This is a genomic window from Candidatus Binataceae bacterium (genome assembly GCA_035294265.1).
Lineage (GTDB): Bacteria > Desulfobacterota > Binatia > Binatales > Binataceae > DATGLK01.
In genome coordinates this window covers 60,107-74,907 of sequence record DATGLK010000030.1, presented here as the reverse complement: position 1 = coordinate 74,907, position 14,801 = coordinate 60,107, and the positions used below count along the sequence as shown (strand labels likewise).

At 60.7% G+C, this 14,801-nt stretch carries 15 protein-coding genes; 4 read left to right on the top strand and 11 right to left on the bottom strand.

The window, feature by feature from the left end:
* The 7 genes from tsaD to VKV28_05735 form a co-directional block, all read right to left on the bottom strand.
* The coding region (gene tsaD / locus VKV28_05765) for a tRNA (adenosine(37)-N6)-threonylcarbamoyltransferase complex transferase subunit TsaD (protein ID HLH76299.1) at positions 1 to 613 on the bottom strand (613 nt) is incomplete at its 3' end.
* Positions 614 to 622: 9 nt separating this feature from the next.
* On the bottom strand, positions 623 to 1,540 hold the full coding sequence (locus tag VKV28_05760) for a tetratricopeptide repeat protein (GenBank protein HLH76298.1): 918 nt from the start codon (positions 1,538 to 1,540) through the stop codon (positions 623 to 625).
* Positions 1,540 to 3,897 carry a PBP1A family penicillin-binding protein gene (locus VKV28_05755; protein ID HLH76297.1) on the bottom strand — a complete coding sequence of 786 codons (2,358 nt, stop codon included), beginning with the start codon at positions 3,895 to 3,897 and terminating at the stop codon, positions 1,540 to 1,542. The genes VKV28_05760 and VKV28_05755 overlap by 1 nt, the downstream gene beginning before the upstream one ends.
* A 31-nt stretch (positions 3,898 to 3,928) precedes the next feature.
* Positions 3,929 to 5,350, bottom strand: a complete 1,422-nt coding sequence (locus tag VKV28_05750) for a DegQ family serine endoprotease (protein ID HLH76296.1) — start codon at positions 5,348 to 5,350, stop codon at positions 3,929 to 3,931.
* 10 nt (positions 5,351 to 5,360) lie between these two features.
* Entirely contained in the window at positions 5,361 to 5,792 is a 432-nt protein-coding gene (locus tag VKV28_05745; protein ID HLH76295.1) for a DUF1844 domain-containing protein, read from the bottom strand.
* A gap of 17 nt (positions 5,793 to 5,809) precedes the next feature.
* Positions 5,810 to 6,676: a zinc metalloprotease HtpX gene (htpX, locus tag VKV28_05740; GenBank protein HLH76294.1), complete on the bottom strand. Its 867-nt coding sequence runs from the start codon at positions 6,674 to 6,676 to the stop codon at positions 5,810 to 5,812.
* Complete coding sequence (locus VKV28_05735; protein ID HLH76293.1) at positions 6,673 to 7,647, bottom strand: glycosyltransferase family 9 protein; 975 nt, start codon at positions 7,645 to 7,647, stop codon at positions 6,673 to 6,675. The genes htpX and VKV28_05735 overlap by 4 nt, the downstream gene beginning before the upstream one ends.
* Positions 7,648 to 7,783: 136 nt before the next feature.
* Here VKV28_05735 and cysK point away from each other — a divergent pair, with 136 nt between their 5' ends.
* Both cysK and larE read left to right on the top strand, forming a co-directional pair.
* Positions 7,784 to 8,719 (top strand): cysteine synthase A, encoded by a 936-nt coding sequence (gene cysK / locus VKV28_05730; protein HLH76292.1) that lies wholly within the window; start codon positions 7,784 to 7,786, stop codon positions 8,717 to 8,719.
* An 18-nt stretch (positions 8,720 to 8,737) separates the two neighbouring features.
* Entirely contained in the window at positions 8,738 to 9,556 is an 819-nt protein-coding gene (larE, locus tag VKV28_05725) for an ATP-dependent sacrificial sulfur transferase LarE (GenBank protein ID HLH76291.1), read from the top strand.
* Positions 9,557 to 9,680: 124 nt separating this feature from the next.
* Here larE and ispD read toward each other — a convergent pair whose 3' ends face one another.
* From ispD to rimI, 3 genes are all read right to left on the bottom strand, one after another.
* A complete protein-coding gene (ispD, locus tag VKV28_05720; GenBank protein ID HLH76290.1) occupies positions 9,681 to 10,397 on the bottom strand; it encodes a 2-C-methyl-D-erythritol 4-phosphate cytidylyltransferase in 717 nt (238 codons plus the stop codon).
* 118 nt (positions 10,398 to 10,515) lie between these two features.
* Complete coding sequence (locus VKV28_05715; GenBank protein ID HLH76289.1) at positions 10,516 to 11,007, bottom strand: CarD family transcriptional regulator; 492 nt, start codon at positions 11,005 to 11,007, stop codon at positions 10,516 to 10,518.
* A 166-nt stretch (positions 11,008 to 11,173) separates the two neighbouring features.
* A complete protein-coding gene (gene rimI, locus VKV28_05710) occupies positions 11,174 to 11,689 on the bottom strand; it encodes a ribosomal protein S18-alanine N-acetyltransferase (GenBank protein HLH76288.1) in 516 nt (171 codons plus the stop codon).
* A 350-nt stretch (positions 11,690 to 12,039) separates the two neighbouring features.
* Here rimI and VKV28_05705 point away from each other — a divergent pair, with 350 nt between their 5' ends.
* The gene (locus tag VKV28_05705) at positions 12,040 to 12,321 is read left to right on the top strand and encodes a hypothetical protein (GenBank protein ID HLH76287.1); all 282 of its coding nucleotides are present in this window, start codon (positions 12,040 to 12,042) and stop codon (positions 12,319 to 12,321) included.
* A gap of 108 nt (positions 12,322 to 12,429) precedes the next feature.
* Here VKV28_05705 and VKV28_05700 read toward each other — a convergent pair whose 3' ends face one another.
* Positions 12,430 to 12,807, bottom strand: a complete 378-nt coding sequence (locus VKV28_05700) for a hypothetical protein (protein ID HLH76286.1) — start codon at positions 12,805 to 12,807, stop codon at positions 12,430 to 12,432.
* A 175-nt stretch (positions 12,808 to 12,982) separates the two neighbouring features.
* Here VKV28_05700 and groL point away from each other — a divergent pair, with 175 nt between their 5' ends.
* Complete coding sequence (gene groL / locus VKV28_05695; GenBank protein HLH76285.1) at positions 12,983 to 14,704, top strand: chaperonin GroEL; 1,722 nt, start codon at positions 12,983 to 12,985, stop codon at positions 14,702 to 14,704.
* Positions 14,705 to 14,801: the final 97 nt, after the last annotated feature.

Below are 14,801 nucleotides of genomic sequence, written 5' to 3'. Positions count from 1 at the left end.
CCCGCGCGCGCGGCAACTTGAGCTTCCGCGGGTCGCCGCGCGCGCTCATCTCGTCGATAATCTTGCCGCCCGGATAGCCTAGCGCCATCAGTTTGGCGACCTTGTCGAAGGCCTCTCCGGCCGCGTCATCGCGGGTGCGCCCCAGCGTGCGGTAGCGGCCGAAGTCCTCCACCGCGAACAACGCGGTATGTCCACCCGAGACGACCAGGGCCAGAAACGGCATCGCAACTTCGTGCTCAAGCAGCGGTGCTAGCAAGTGACCTTCCAGATGATTGACCCCCACCAGCGGCCGCCGCAAGCGTTGCGCCAAGCCTTTGGCACACATCAAGCCCACCAGCAACGAGCCGACTAGGCCCGGACCGCGAGTCACCGCGATCGCGTCGATCTCATCCAAGCCTACTTCGGCCTGCCGCACGGCACGCTCGATCACCGGCGCAATCACCATGACATGATTGCGCGAGGCCAACTCCGGCACCACTCCGCCATAGGCGGCATGCACGTCGTCCTGGTTGGCGACCACGCTGGAGCGGATGCGGGCGTGGCCGGGACGGTTGGTTTCCAACACCGCCGCGGCGGCGTCATCACAGGAGCTTTCGATTCCTAAGATCAGCATTGCAACCTCTCACGGTGCTGGGGCCGGCGGCGGTTCGACTGGCGGCGGTTGTGGGGTAGCTTCGACCGGCGGCGCCAAGACATCCATCGCGCTGCTGGATGGGCTGGGCTCGGGCGGCGGTCCCAGGCGAGCCAATCCCAATTGCGCCATCTGGTTGTCGGGCGCCACCGCCAGCGCGCGCTGATAGTCGTGGCGGGCCTGATCCAGATTGCCCAGCCCCTCGCTGGCAGCGCCTTCGAAGCTGTAAGTTTCGCCCAGCCATTGCGGGTTATTGGCGATAAATCCGATCGCCGCTCGCTGCCAGAAGGTCAAAGCCTCGGGGTAATCGCGCTTGGCCAGGTAGGCGCGCCCTAAATAGAAATAGATATAAGGGTCCCCTGGGTCGATGGACAACCCTCGCCCAAGCAAGCGGATCGCCCCATCAGGATCGTGGCTGAGAATCGCTCCGCGTGCCTGCTCCACGATTCCCAACCCAATGCGCTGGGTCGGATTGGCGCTTTGCAGCAGCGCCGGCGGTAACGCCTGGTCGCTAATCAATCCCGAGGGTATCACCGCGCCGGCCACGATAGCGGGGCTGGGAGTCGGGCTGGGCGTGGGCACCAAGCCGGGTGAAGGCGAGACCCCAGGGCTCGGGCTAACAGTCACGCCCGCCGGGGTAGCGCTGGGCGCGGGAGGTGTGAGGTTTTCCTCGCTGAAAGCGATCGGGCCGCCGCCCTGACCGGTGTCTGCCGCAGTCTCCTGGCCGGCCTGCTCCAGTGAGCCACTGCTGTTGCCGCCGGAATCTGGGGACTCTTGCGAGGGAGCTGGTGCGGGTCCTTCCAGTTGCTGGTTGGGGTTGGGTGGTTCAACCGAGCAGGCATTGAAGCTTACCCCAGCCACTGCGACCAATCCCAACAGCCCACCCACGGCGCCGCTCCACGCTCTCATCAGTCGTTGGGGTCGCTTTCCGGCACGGCTGGAGACAGAGCCTGACCGACGGCGGCGGCGCCGGTGCCTGGCGGCGGGCAGGGCTGGGTGGGCTGCATTCCGATCGGGAAAATTCCCTCGATCAATGGCCCGCAATAGGGACTGGGTATATCGCCACTGGCGCGATCGACTTTTTCCACCACCAAGCCCGGCGGCACGGGGAAATCGCTGACCGGATGGCCGGCCGTGGCGGCACTCATGAAGCTGGTCCAGATGGGCAGCGCGGCCTGGGCTCCGGTCAAATTCAAATCTTCCTTCTTATCGAAGCCGGTCCACACCACTGCCAGCAGATCGGGGGTGAAACCGGCGAACCAGGCATCGTAGGAATCGTTGGTGGTGCCGGTCTTGCCCGCGGCGGGACGAGTAAAACCTGCCACCCGCGCGCCATGTCCGGTACCGTGCTCGATTACCTGCTGCAGCATGAAGTCGATGGCGTAGGCCAACTCGGGTGAGAGCACTTGCTCGGCCTTGATCTCGTGCCCCTCGATGACCTTGCCGTTTTCATCCACCACCGCGGTCACTGCATAGGGCGGTACCAGCAGCCCCTCGTTCGCCATGATCGCGTAGGCGTGGGCGACCTGCATCGGGGAGACCTCAACCCCGCCCAGCACGATTGAGGGATAGGGCGGTAGCTCGCCGAAGCCCAGGGCCTGTGCCATCGCGCGAATATGGTCCAATCCCACCGAATATGCCAGGCGTGCGGTGGCGCAGTTGAGTGACTCGGAGAGGGCGAATTCTAGGGGGACTACGCCGAAGTAGCGGTCTTTGTAATTTTTCGGCGACCAGCTCATGTTGCCGTACTGCCAGGTGAAAGGTGCGTCAAGGATCAAGGTCGTGGGCAGGAAATGGGCCGAGCCCTCCAAAGTTTCCTTCAGGGCCGCCAGATAAGTGACGGGTTTGAATAGAGAGCCGGGCTGACGCTTGGACTGGATAACTCGATTGAACTGGCTGTCGCGGTAATTGCGTCCACCCACCATCGCGCGAATCTTGCCGCTTTGCGGCTCCAACGCAATTAATGCGCCCTGCAGCCGATCGGTGGCGCTTTCCCGTCGCCGCAGTCGCGGGTAACGGGCCTCCAGAATTTCCAGATTGTTCTCCACCGCGCGCTCGGCCACCTTCTGGGTATGTACATCCAGGGTGGTGAAGATCCGCAGACCCTCACCGGTCAGAACCTCAGGCGGATAGCGTTCGGCCAACTCGTGTTTGACATAATCGACGAAGTAGGGCGCGTCATTGTTTTCGACAAAGACCTCGCGGGCGCGCATCGGTTCGGCCAAAGCCTGATCGCGGGCCGCGGCGCTGATGTAACCATCGCGGTACATTAGTTGCAACACTTCGTCGCGCCGCTGGCGGGCCGCACGGGGATGATGCAAGGGGTTGTAATGGTTAGGCGAGCGAATCATCCCCGCGATGGTTGCCATCTCGCCCAGGGTCAGGTCGCGGGGTTCGCTGGAAAAATAGTACTCCGAGGCTTCCCACACTCCGTAAATCCCTTCCTGTCCGCGCTGCCCCAGGTAGATATCGTTGATATAGTTCTCCAGGATCTCGTCCTTGCTGTAGAGCCGCTCGGCGATATAGGCCATTACCGCCTCTTTGATTTTGCGATGCCAGTCGCGGCGTTGGGTTAGAAAAAAATTCTTCATCAATTGCTGAGTCAGGGTGGAACCGCCTTGCACGATCCGATGGGAGACCAGATCGACCCAGGCGGCCTTGGCGATTCGTACCAGGTCCAGTCCGTGATGCTCATAGAAGCGATGGTCCTCGGCGGCCATGATGGCATCGCTGAGGGCGGGCGGGATCTGTGACAGTCGCACCAGCCGGCGCTGTTCCCACGAGCCCTGGTAGATGCCGCTAATCAACTCGGGTTCCAGTTCGAAGGAATCCAGCGCCTTCCCGGTCAGCGGATCCAGGATCGCCACAATCGTGCCCTTGGAGTCCAATACCATTTGCACCGGCTCGCCGCCGAAGCGCTGATAGGGGTAGGAGAAGGCATGCAGAAATACGGTTAGCCTCCGCTGCGCGGGTTGGTAGCCATATTCGCCGCGCGCCACGACGGTTTCATTGGGGCCCACGCGATGATAATTAAGACGCGCCAAGCGCTGGAAAAATCCCAAATCGCCGAGGTTCTCACCGGGATAAACCAGCAGCGAGTCTGAATAGATGCGCGAGGGGATATTCCAGCGTTTGCCTGAAAAGCGGGTGACGACTTCCTGTTCCAGAGCGTGGTAGTAGCGGGTAGCGAAGAAAAACACTGGCGGAATTACGAACAAGACAACCGCTGCCAGGCAAAATAGCACAATTTTGACAAATTTCCGCATGCTAAAGCAGTGGTCGGTGGGCGCGACTCGACTATTCCTGACGTACCAGAGGCACGAACAGCGTGCTATCGGCTCGCTGGATTAGCAACAGTAGGGAGCCGGAATGTGCCGCTGCCAGTGCTTGTTGGTAGCTGCTCAGGCTGTTCACCGGACGGCGGTTTATCTCCAAAATCAGGTCCCGCCGCTGCAGCCCGGCATCCTCCGCCGCGCTGCCGGCCCGTACCCCGGTCACGACCACGCCCTGGGGGGCCGACAAACCCAACTCATGCTCTAGCTTGGGTGTTAGTTCCTCCACCTTTAGCCCCAGGCCGACCGCTTGATGGGGCGCCGCAGGCATTTGATCGGTGGTGCGAGACTTGATTAGGGCGTCCTCGCGCGAGGCCGTAATGGTTACCGTGATACGGCGGTCGCGGCCGTCGCGCAGCACTTCCAAAACCACCGAACGGGCAAGCGGAGTGCGTGCCACCAGCAACGGCAGTTCCTGAGAATCCTGCACCGGCTGATGATCGTAGGCGGTAATCACGTCGCCCCGCCGGATCCCGGCTATCTGCGCTGGTGAATCGGGCAGCACCTGAGAGACCAGCGCCCCTTGGGGTACTGCCAGCCCCAGAGCCTGCGCCAGTGGTGGCGTTACCTGTTGGATATACACCCCGAGCCAGCCACGTGTGACTTTGCCGCGGGTGCGTAGTTGTCCCAGTTCCGGTTTGACCAGGTTGACCGGAATGGCGAACCCAATTCCCATGCTAGCGCCGGTGCGGGTGTAGATCGCGGAGTTGATCCCGACCACCTCGCCGCGCAGATCGATCAGGGGACCACCGGAGTTGCCTGGATTGATTGAAGCGTCGGTCTGGATGAAATCGTCATAATTGCCGGGAATGAATCGCCCCTTGGCGCTGACGATGCCGACGGTCACCGAATGGTCGAAGCCAAAGGGATTCCCGATGGCCATTACCCATTGCCCCACTCGCAAGTCGTCGGAATTGCCCAAGGGAGCTACCGGCAGAGGCGTGCCTGCGTCAATCTTGAGCAGAGCGATGTCGGTCTTCGGATCGCGGCCCACCACCCGGGCGGCGAAGCTGCGTCGGTTGCTGAGGGTGACCGTAATCTCGCGGGCACCGGCAATTACGTGCTCGTTGGTCAGAATGTAACCGTCAGTGGTCAGGATGAAACCGGACCCCACGCTCTCGGTGCGATGGGGAGCGAACTGGTCGAATGGCGATAAATCCTGCGGCAGATCGAGAGTTGGGCTGGAGCGAGTCTCGGCCGAAACATTGACCACGGTGGGGCTGAGGCGATTGGCCAATGTAATGAAATCGGGCAAGGTCTGCACGCTGGGTTGTGGACCTGTCCCCATCTCGCTCCACCACCGCTGCGCCCAGCTCGGGGTGCAGCTCATCAGCAACAACCCGATCACCAGGGCCGTGGCCCACGCTGATGGCCTGCCTCGGTGCATAATCTGATCCTTAACGCGCCGGGTGGCGAGTCGCCTCGACGTATTTCATACGTAAATCAAACAAAATCGAACGCAACAGGGCATCCTCTTCGCCGTCGAGGTTGCCGCGGGTCTTTTCCGCCAGCATTCCCAAGATGTCGATCAGATGGCGTGCCGCTGGTAAATCGCGCGCCCCGCGGTTGGTTAACGGATCTTCCATCTCGCCCAGATGGACCAGAACCTGAGTGGAAAGGCTGACCACAAAGGCGGTGAAATTGATCTCTTCTCCCGGCTGGTCGCCGCGCGCGGGCTTGGCCTCCCCCGCCGCTGGGGTAACCGGCGCCGCAGCCGGTTTGCGCGGAGCCTCGGCTTCGACCTCGGGTCGAGCCTCGCCCTCGGCCGAGAAGCGACGCCGGTCCTGGACCTTGAAGCCGCGGCTTTTTTCTTCTTCGCGCTCGTTCATCGCCCTGCTCCCTGGCCTTATGCCCTGACACTGCCCCCGCGCGCCATCTCTTCCAGGCGGCGAATGCGTTCTTCGAGCGGTGGATGGGTGGAAAACAGACGGGTCAAACCCTGTGCGCTCAGCGGATTGACAATAAACAGATGGGCAGTGTTAGGGCTAGCCGCAAGCGGCATGCGCTCGTTGGCGACTTCCAGCTTACGCAGGGCGTTGGCCAGCAGCAGCGGATTGTGGGTTAGCTTAGCGCCGCTGCGATCGGCTTGATACTCGCGCGTGCGCGAGATCGCCAACTGGATCAGGGTGGCCGCCAGCGGTGCGATGATTGCCATGATCAACAATCCCACCATTCCGCCTTCGCCCTCTTCGCGATCGCCGCCAAAACCACCCAGCAGCGCGCCCCAACGCACCCACGTGGCGATCATCATGATCGCGCCGGCCAGGGTGGCCGCGATCGAGCTGGTCAAGATATCGCGGTTGTTGACATGGGACAGCTCGTGCGCCAGCACCCCCTTGAGCTCGTCCCACGTGCAGATGCGCAGAATTCCGCTGGTGACCGCTACTGCCGCGTGGTGAGGATTACGTCCGGTGGCGAAGGCGTTGGGCGTGTCGCTTTCTACCAGATACAGGCGCGGCATCGGGGTTCCTGAGGCCGCAGCCAACTCGCGCACGATATTGTACAGCTCGGGAGCTTCGTCCTGACTCAATTGCTTGGCCTGATAGGCTCGCAAGACGATTTTGTCAGAGAACCAGTAACTGAAGAAATTCATCGCGATGGCGACCAGGAAGGCTAACTCCACCCCGCGGCTACCGCCCATGAAGTCGCCGATGAGTAGAATTATGCCGGTCAACAGTCCCAGTAACAGGGTTGTCTTTATGGTATTGCTCACCTCGATGCCTCGCTTAACTCCGAACCCGCCTTCTCAAATGTTGGCGGGCTCAAGTCTATCAAAGTCGCGGACCGCTTTCCGCAACCATTCAAATGGCGATGCAAAGCTCGCGCCACTTCCTCCCAGGATACGTCCAGCCTCTTTGTACGCACTATGCCAACCTCGCCTAATGGGCGCCAACGTGCCGGTGACGTTGGTCCAAATATAACCACCCCGGGCGCACCTGCCGCCGCTGCCAGGTGGGAAACCCCTGAATCGTTACCCACAAAACCCAGCGCCTGTTGGGCCAAGCCGGCCAGGCATCCCAGGGTCGGTTCGATCAGGCAGGGAAAATCGGCCAGTGCCGCGCGAAAATGGCATTCGGCCGGTCCCAACACCATCAGCACAGGACTGGGAGCGAGGCTTCGTGCCAGGGCAATAAAGCGTTCCAGCGGCCAATTTTTCTTTGGGCTGCCGCTGCCCGGAAAGAGCAAAACCGGTCTTTTGATTCCTAACCGTTCCAACTCGGCGCGCCCATCGGCGACATCCTCCGGGCGCAGCCTCAAGCGATATCCAAAAGGCGAGCCTTTAAACCCCAGCTCCCGTAGATAAGCCGCGGCCACATGCCCGCGCCGGTGTGGACGAAACCGATGAAAATGGACCGGGCCGGAACAGGCGCGGCTCAAGGCAGCGCGGAAATCGGCGTGATCCGCGCCGAAAAAACTATGGATTTGTTGAAAAGCGCCAAAAAATTCGACCGCTTCTGGGGCCGGTGCCGAGCCAGTAAAGAGTTGGGCGTTCTCGCGGCGATCAATTGAATGAGCGCGCCGTGGCCCCATCCGGCCGCAGGCGAACTGGGCCAACTCGCCGCGCGCCATCAGCTCCAGGTCGCGATGGCGGCGGGCCAACTCGACCAACCCCGGTCCCAGGCAAATCAAGTCGCCCAGGGCGCCGGGGAAAATCACCAATACTCGTGATGCGGTTGCGGTCATTTCGCCGTTGGATCGGGGTTGGGGGCCACCAATAGTCAAGATAACTCACTTGCCGGCGACGGAAAACCAAGCTCAGCGTTTCTCAGGGAGGGCCGAGCTGTCGCAAAATGGGGAGCGCTGCGGCTAGAATGGCCCCATGCCACTTAGCGTAGCGCGCTCGCCCTTGGATCTGATTGGGCACACCCCGGTGGTGCGGCTCAATCGTTTGCCCGGAGCCGAAGATGCCGAGGTTTGGGCCAAATTGGAAAATTACAATCCCGGCGGCAGCCTCAAGGACCGGATATGTTTGGCCATGATCGAGCGGGCCGAGCGCGAGGGGCGGCTCAAACCGGGTGATACCATCGTCGAGCCGACCTCGGGCAACACCGGCATCGGTTTGGCTTTGGTGGCCGCGGTCAAGGGTTACAAACTGATCCTGACCATGCCGGATACAATGAGCGAGGAACGCCGTTCCTTGCTGGCGGCCTATGGGGCCCAGTTGGTGCTAACCCCCGATACCCGGGGCATGCATGGCGCCATCGCCAAGGCCGAAGAATTGATCGCGCGCCATCCCGACTATTACATGCCCCAGCAATTTTCCAATCCGGCCAATCCCCAGATGCATCATGATTGCACGGGGCCCGAGCTGATCGAGCAGTTGGAGCAAATCGACGCTTTGGTCGCGGGAGTGGGGACCGGGGGGACCATCACCGGGGTGGGAGGATACCTACGAGAGAAGCTGGGCGCCAGGGTCCGAATCGTCGCGGTCGAACCCAAAAGTTCGCCGGTGCTCTCGGGTGGCGAGCCTGGATTTCATAAAATCCAGGGCATCGGCGCCGGGTTTGTTCCCGACAACCTCGATACCGCCATCTACGATGAAATATTTACGGTCAGCGACGAAGAAGCGACTCACTACACCCGCCGCCTAGCGCGTGACGAAGGGCTGCTGGTGGGGATTTCCTCAGGGGCGGCCTGCTGCGCCGCGCTTAGCCTGGCGCGCCGGATGGGCAAGGGTAAACGGGTGGCGGTAATTTTTGCCGACACCGGCGAGCGCTATCTGACCACCGATTTGTTTCAAGCCGAAGGGATCTGAGCGAGGAAACCAAGTGCTATGGATTTGTCCCAAAAGTTGGCCCGGCTAAAAGAGATCCTGCGCCCGATGCCCTCCGTGATGGTGGCCTTTTCGGGCGGGGTGGATTCCAGTTTTTTGCTCCAGGTGGCCTGCGAGGTCGCCGGCGCGCGGGTGCTGGCCCTGACTACCACCTCGCCCACCATGCCCGAGGAGGACTTCAAATCGGCCACCACGATTGCCCAGCGCATCGGCGCCCGCCATCTGGTGATCCATTCCAACGAACTGGAAATTCCCGGCTATGCCCAAAATCCGATCAACCGGTGCTACCTGTGCAAGAGCAATTTATTCGAGATCTGCGAGGCTAAAGCCGCCGAGTTGGGAATTACCCAAATCGTCGACGGGCTCAACCTCGATGACCTGCACGATTACCGCCCCGGAATGAAGGCCGCTGCCGAGCGCCGAGTGCGCCACCCGCTGGTCGAGGCGGAAATGACCAAGGACGATATTCGCCAGCTGTCGCGCGCGATGGGGCTGCCGACCTGGGATCGGCCGGCCTCGCCATGCCTCTCCTCGCGCTTTCCTTACGGCACTCGTATCACTCCCGAAGGGCTGCGCCAGGTCGAGCGCGGGGAGCAATTGCTGCGTGAACTGGGCTTCCCGGTGGTGCGCGTGCGCCATCATGGCGAGATTGCCCGCTTGGAAGTGGCGCGCGATCAGATGGCGCGGTTGCTGGAGCCGGAACTAAACCAGCAGATCACGCACGAATTTCGCCAACTGGGTTTTCGCTTCGTGACCCTCGACCTCAATGGCTTCCGCTCGGGTTCGCTCAACGAAGGGCTAGCCTTGATGAGAAATTAAGTGGTATAGCCGCTGTTCTCGTTTTTTCGCGGTTGAGAGTAATTGCGTCGAGCCTTTGTATTTCGCGCGCGATTCGTGGTGAAAAAGGGCAAGCGGCGCAACACGCGTTACCTTTGCTTCCGGGCTAGGTTTGGAAGTCGGCGCCTGAGAAGCGGGCGGCCAATTCCGGATCTCCCGCGAGCAAAGCCTGCGCCAGGCGCAGGTCTTCGGCGGTAGTTATCTTGAAGTTGAGCGGTGAGCCCATGACGATTTCCACCCGCTGTCCGATCTGCTCGGCCAAAAGCGCGTCGTCGGTGGCGCTGTCGCCGCCGGCGCGGGCGTGCGCGGCCAGCAGTACCGAGCGAGTGAAGGCCTGCGGGGTCTGGGCTTGGTACAAGGCTTGGCGTGAGCGGGTCGCGCGTACGAAGCTGCCCTCGGCCTCCTTAAGGGTGTCGGCTACCGGCACGCAGGCCAAGCTGGCGCCGACCCGTGCTGCGGCGTTCAAACACGCCTCAAACAGCGTTGCGCTGGCAAAGGGCCGGGCTGCGTCATGAATGACAACCAGCTCCGCATCCGGGCTCAGGCGCTGGATAGCGCAGCGGACGGAATCCTGTCGCTGGGCTCCTCCGCTTACGACCGTTGGAATGAGCCTAGCGGCTGCGCGCTGGGCTAACTCGCCGACGGCCGCGAGATGGGTGGGGGGCGCGCTGATTATCAGCTCGCTGATCTGGGCCACCTGGGCCAGCGTGCGCAAGCAATAATATAAGATCGGGTCGCGTCCGAGTGGGACCAAAGCTTTGGGCTGGGCCATCCCCAGACGCAGTCCGCTGCCGGCCGCGACAACGATGGCGGAGGCTTTCACTCTGGCTCAACGGCTACCATGTTAGAACAGTTGCTCGACTCGTCGCGCCGCGGAGGAGCTGCCAAACTAGGCGCGGCCCCAGCCGGGTGCCGGCCGGGTCGCGAGGGGGCTTGCTTGCTCAAGTAGCGAAGATCGTATTGAGTTCTTCGATGATTTTCTCTTCGGGATGGGCGCGCGCAATCGATAGCTCCTTGACTAGCAGGCTGCGCGCAGTGTCCAGCATCTTGCGCTCGCCAAAAGAGAGTTCTTTGTCGCCCTTGAGCACGAGTAAATCGCGCAGTACCTTGGCAATTTCAAGCGGTGATCCAGTTTTGATTTTTTCGGTATATTCCCGATAGCGCCGATTCCAGGTCTGACTGTCCACCTCCACCTTGCGCTCGCGCAAGATCTTGTAAATCTTGGTAACCATCTCTTTGCCGATCACCCGGCGCAACCCCACCGCGTCGACGTTCTCGGTGGGGATCATGATGGTCATTTCGCTGTCCAGGATGCGCAACATGTAGAACTTGCGCTCGGTTCCCGAGATGACCTTGCTTTGGATGTCATCTATTACCCCGACCCCATGAGCCGGGTAGACAACTTTTTCGCCTTTTTTAAATGCTAGGGGCATCTTGCGCAGTTCTCATTCGAAGAGTTTTAAGATCAAGCGTTTTTGCTTGCGGCCACCCCCCAGCCCGCTACGTTTTTAACGCTAGGCTTGATTATTGCACAAAAAGGCCGAATCGTTAAGTGTTCCTGGCCAATCCTCTCGGAAATTCCGCAAAAAGCCTGGAAAGTCAGCTTCTATTTTTGGAAATCTCCCCGAGCGTATCGAGCCTCAGACGACTTTCAGCCTGGCGAGTTGCGCCGGCACGCAGGCTCGCCGGCACCAGCTCCATAACCAGCGCATCCTCGCCGGCACCATAGTAATTGCGGCGTAACCGCCGATGCACGAAGCCAAACCGGCGGTAAAGCTGCTGCGCCGCCAAATTGGAGCGACGAACCTCCAAGATCATCAGCTCAGCCTGTACGCGTATGGCTTCGTCCACTGTCTCAGCCAGCAGCGCGCTGGCTACGCCCCGACGACGGATGCCGGGATGGACCGCGATGTTGAGGATATGGACTTCGCCGGCAACCAGCCAACGACATAGGTAGCCCGCAATTTCCCCATCGATTACCGCCAGGTAGGTGCGGGAAAAAGATAGCGAAAGTTCGCGTCGAAAAGAATTCAGGCTCCAGGGTTGAGAAAAAGAAAGCCGCTCGATTTCCAGGATTCGGGGCAAGTCGTTGAATTTCGCGGTGCGCAATTCCACGGCAGCATCACCGGCTCGGTCAGGAACTCTAACGCCCGGCAAATCGCTTTGATCGCTAACTTACCACGTTTTTACGAAAATGGTGAGACGGGGCGCCGTCAAACTGGCAAGATTCAAATTACCAGTGGTAGCCCCTCATCGCTCTTGTGCGATCGATTGGGAAGACAGGCTTGCGGCCAAGAAGCTTGAGATTGGCAGATTATGCATATATCGACTAGGCACGAGGTAAGCATTCATAAGCTCCTTTCGCTCGAAGCTTGCCTTAGGTAACTCGATTTGTAAGGATGACTAACGATTTTACGGAGTTATTCCGGGCCTTGGGATTTTGCCGACACAGGAGGTACTTTCGAATGAAGACTTTGGCGGGAATGCTGGGAGTCCTTGCGCTGGTCAGCTTTATGACGGCTTGCGGTCCTGACATGAAGACAATCAACGACGCGACCAGTCGAGCTCAGGCTGACGCGACCAAGGCGGATGCGGATGCGACTGCAGCGGAACATTCGGCGGCTGATGCCCAGAGCGCTGCACAGCAGGCATCTGACACTGCCACTGGGGCCCAGGATTCGGTTCGGCGCGCGAACGACGCGGCCTCCCGCTTGGAAGCGGCCTTCGCGACTTCGGTCACCAAGTAATAAGCTGAAGTCGGAATCGACTGATTCGGCAGGGATGCTCAACCCCCCCTTGGGGGGTAGGTTAGGCCAGAGGCAGACGGGTTACGGAGGCTGTTCCGCGGCTGCAGGTTAGGGAGCGAGCGACTGGCTACGCTGCTTGGCGGACTTCAAAAGTTGGCTTCGAACCCGCTCACGCAGTACGCCGTCGCGCTCAACCCGCCCCTCGATCTCGCGAAATTGGGCCACGCTCATGTGCTGCTCGGCGGTGGCTTGATCGATGGTCAGTGCGCGGTTGCGCTGCATCGCTTGGTAGACTTTGATGTACTTTTCTACATCCTCGGGCTTAACCTGGTCGCTGCCCTCGTCGGCGTCCTGTTGGGCGCTCAGCCAAGGCTGGGGGGAAGCAACGTTGCTAGCGCGCCCCGGGAAGTGTGAACAGCCGGCCAACCAGCTTCCCATCAGCAAGCTGCCGGCCAGCGCGACATTGATTCCAAGCATGGCCTTCATCCCGTCCATCTTCGCACGTCCGGGCTGGGTTGGCCAACTCGCGATCGTGCCGGTGTGCTCTTTCACCCACTTGCATCTGATGGTCCGATGCTTAAATTGAGGCCGACGTCAGCAGGGCATATTGTGGCCTTATCTTGCGTTTAATGACGGAACGGAGAGATGGAGAGACTGAGCGATGCCCGCCAAAATGATTGAGTTACACGAGAAAGCGCGTGTCGGAATCATCAAAGGAGCCACGTTGGTGGCTCAGGCGGCCCGGGTCACGCTGGGCCCTCGAGGGCGCAACGTATTGATCCAAAAAAGCTTCGGCGCGCCCCAGGTGACCAAAGATGGCGTCACCGTGGTTAAGGAATTGGAATTCGAGGATCGGTTCGAGAATCTGGGCGCCTCGCTGCTGCGCGAGGTAGCGCAAAAGACTGCCGATGTAGCTGGTGACGGCACTACCACCGCTACCGTTCTGGCGCGCGCGATTGTGGCCGAGGCGGTCAAGCTCCTCGCCGCCGGCGTTCATCCGATGGCGCTTAAGCGCGGAATCGACGCGGCGGTGGAAGCGGCGGCGGCCGCCATCAAAGAGCTGGCGCGGCCGGTCAAGGATCAGGCCCGGATGATTCAGGTCGCCACCATTGCCTCGAATGGGGATAGCCAGATTGGTCAGATTGTCGCGGAAGCCATGAACAAGGTGGGCAAGGAGGGGGTCATCACCGTTGAGGAGGCGCGCGGCTTGGAGACGGTCTTGGAGTTGGTGGAGGGACTACAGTTCGACAAGGGCTACCTCTCGCCCTACTTTGCCACCAATCAGGCCAAGATGAGCGTGGAGTTGGACGAGCCACTGATCTTGCTGCATGAAAAGAAAATCTCGGCAATGCGCGATCTACTGCCGTTGCTCGAGAAGGTGCTGCACGAAGGCCGCCCGCTTCTGATTATCGCCGACGACGTCGATGGTGAAGCGCTTGCCACCCTGGTGCTCAACCGCCTGCGCGGTACTTTAAAAGTGGCCGCGGTCAAGGCCCCAGCCTATAGCGATCGGCGCAAAGCGATGCTGGAAGACATCGCGATCTTGACTGGCGGCCAGGTGATTGCGGAAGAAACCGGGCTCAAGCTGGAGAACGCGACGCTGGCCATGTTGGGGCGAGCCAAACGTGTAATCATCGACAAGGACAACACCACCATCGTGGGAGGTGCGGGAAAGAAGAACGAGATTCAGGCCCGCATGGCCCAGTTGCGCGCCCAGATTGCTCAGACTACCTCCAACTACGAGCGCGAGCAGCTCAACGAGCGCTTGGCCAAGTTGGCTGGCGGCGTCGCGGTCATCAAGGTCGGCGCAGCCACCGAAGTCGAGATGCGCGAGAAAAAAGATCGGGTTGACGACGCGGTTAGTGCCCTGCGCGCCGCGGTCGAGGAAGGAATGGTTCCTGGCGGTGGGGTGGCCTTGGTCCGCGCCCAAAAAGCGATCGAGAAACTGACGTTTGAGGACGACGAGGTGCGAGCCGGAGCGCAACTGGTTGTTCGTGCGATGGGCGAACCGCTGCGCCAGATCGCGATTAACGCCGGGCGCGAGGCGCCGTTGGTTTATGACCGCGTGTGCGAAGGCAAAGCTGATTTTGGCTTTAACGCTGCCACCGACCAATTCGAGGATTTGGTCAAAGCCGGAGTAGTCGATCCGGCCAAAGTGGTTAGGATCGCGTTGGAGAATGCCGCCAGCGTGGCTGCGATGCTGATCACTACGGAAGCTGCAGTAGCCGAAAAACCCAAAAAAGCCGTGCCACCGCCCCATGCCCATGGGGGCGAAGGGATGGGCGGCATGGGTGGTATGGGCGGCATGGGCGGCATGGGCGGTGGCATGGGTGGCATGGGTGGTGGCATGGGTGGCATGGATGACATGGGTGACGATTTCTAGGTCTCAGGAAGTCCTGAGAATGGGCAAAAGCTTTGAATGATCGAAGTAAAACTAATATGGGCGCCGCTTCTACAGTAGCGCGGCATATGAAACAATC

What these genes read in the sequence shown, in the direction of transcription:
- VKV28_05745 (HLH76295.1), bottom strand. Translation starts at nt 5,792, where the DNA reads ATGAACGAGCGCGAAGAAGAAAAAAGCCGCGGCTTCAAGGTCCAGGAC.
- VKV28_05760 (HLH76298.1), bottom strand. Translation starts at nt 1,540, where the DNA reads ATGAGAGCGTGGAGCGGCGCCGTGGGTGGGCTGTTGGGATTGGTCGCA.
- VKV28_05700 (HLH76286.1), bottom strand. Translation starts at nt 12,807, where the DNA reads ATGAAGGCCATGCTTGGAATCAATGTCGCGCTGGCCGGCAGCTTGCTG.
- VKV28_05705 (HLH76287.1), top strand. Translation starts at nt 12,040, where the DNA reads ATGAAGACTTTGGCGGGAATGCTGGGAGTCCTTGCGCTGGTCAGCTTT.
- cysK (HLH76292.1), top strand. Translation starts at nt 7,784, where the DNA reads ATGCCACTTAGCGTAGCGCGCTCGCCCTTGGATCTGATTGGGCACACC.
- larE (HLH76291.1), top strand. Translation starts at nt 8,738, where the DNA reads ATGGATTTGTCCCAAAAGTTGGCCCGGCTAAAAGAGATCCTGCGCCCG.
- VKV28_05735 (HLH76293.1), bottom strand. Translation starts at nt 7,647, where the DNA reads ATGACCGCAACCGCATCACGAGTATTGGTGATTTTCCCCGGCGCCCTG.
- VKV28_05715 (HLH76289.1), bottom strand. Translation starts at nt 11,007, where the DNA reads ATGCCCCTAGCATTTAAAAAAGGCGAAAAAGTTGTCTACCCGGCTCAT.
- groL (HLH76285.1), top strand. Translation starts at nt 12,983, where the DNA reads ATGCCCGCCAAAATGATTGAGTTACACGAGAAAGCGCGTGTCGGAATC.
- VKV28_05755 (HLH76297.1), bottom strand. Translation starts at nt 3,897, where the DNA reads ATGCGGAAATTTGTCAAAATTGTGCTATTTTGCCTGGCAGCGGTTGTC.
- VKV28_05750 (HLH76296.1), bottom strand. Translation starts at nt 5,350, where the DNA reads ATGCACCGAGGCAGGCCATCAGCGTGGGCCACGGCCCTGGTGATCGGG.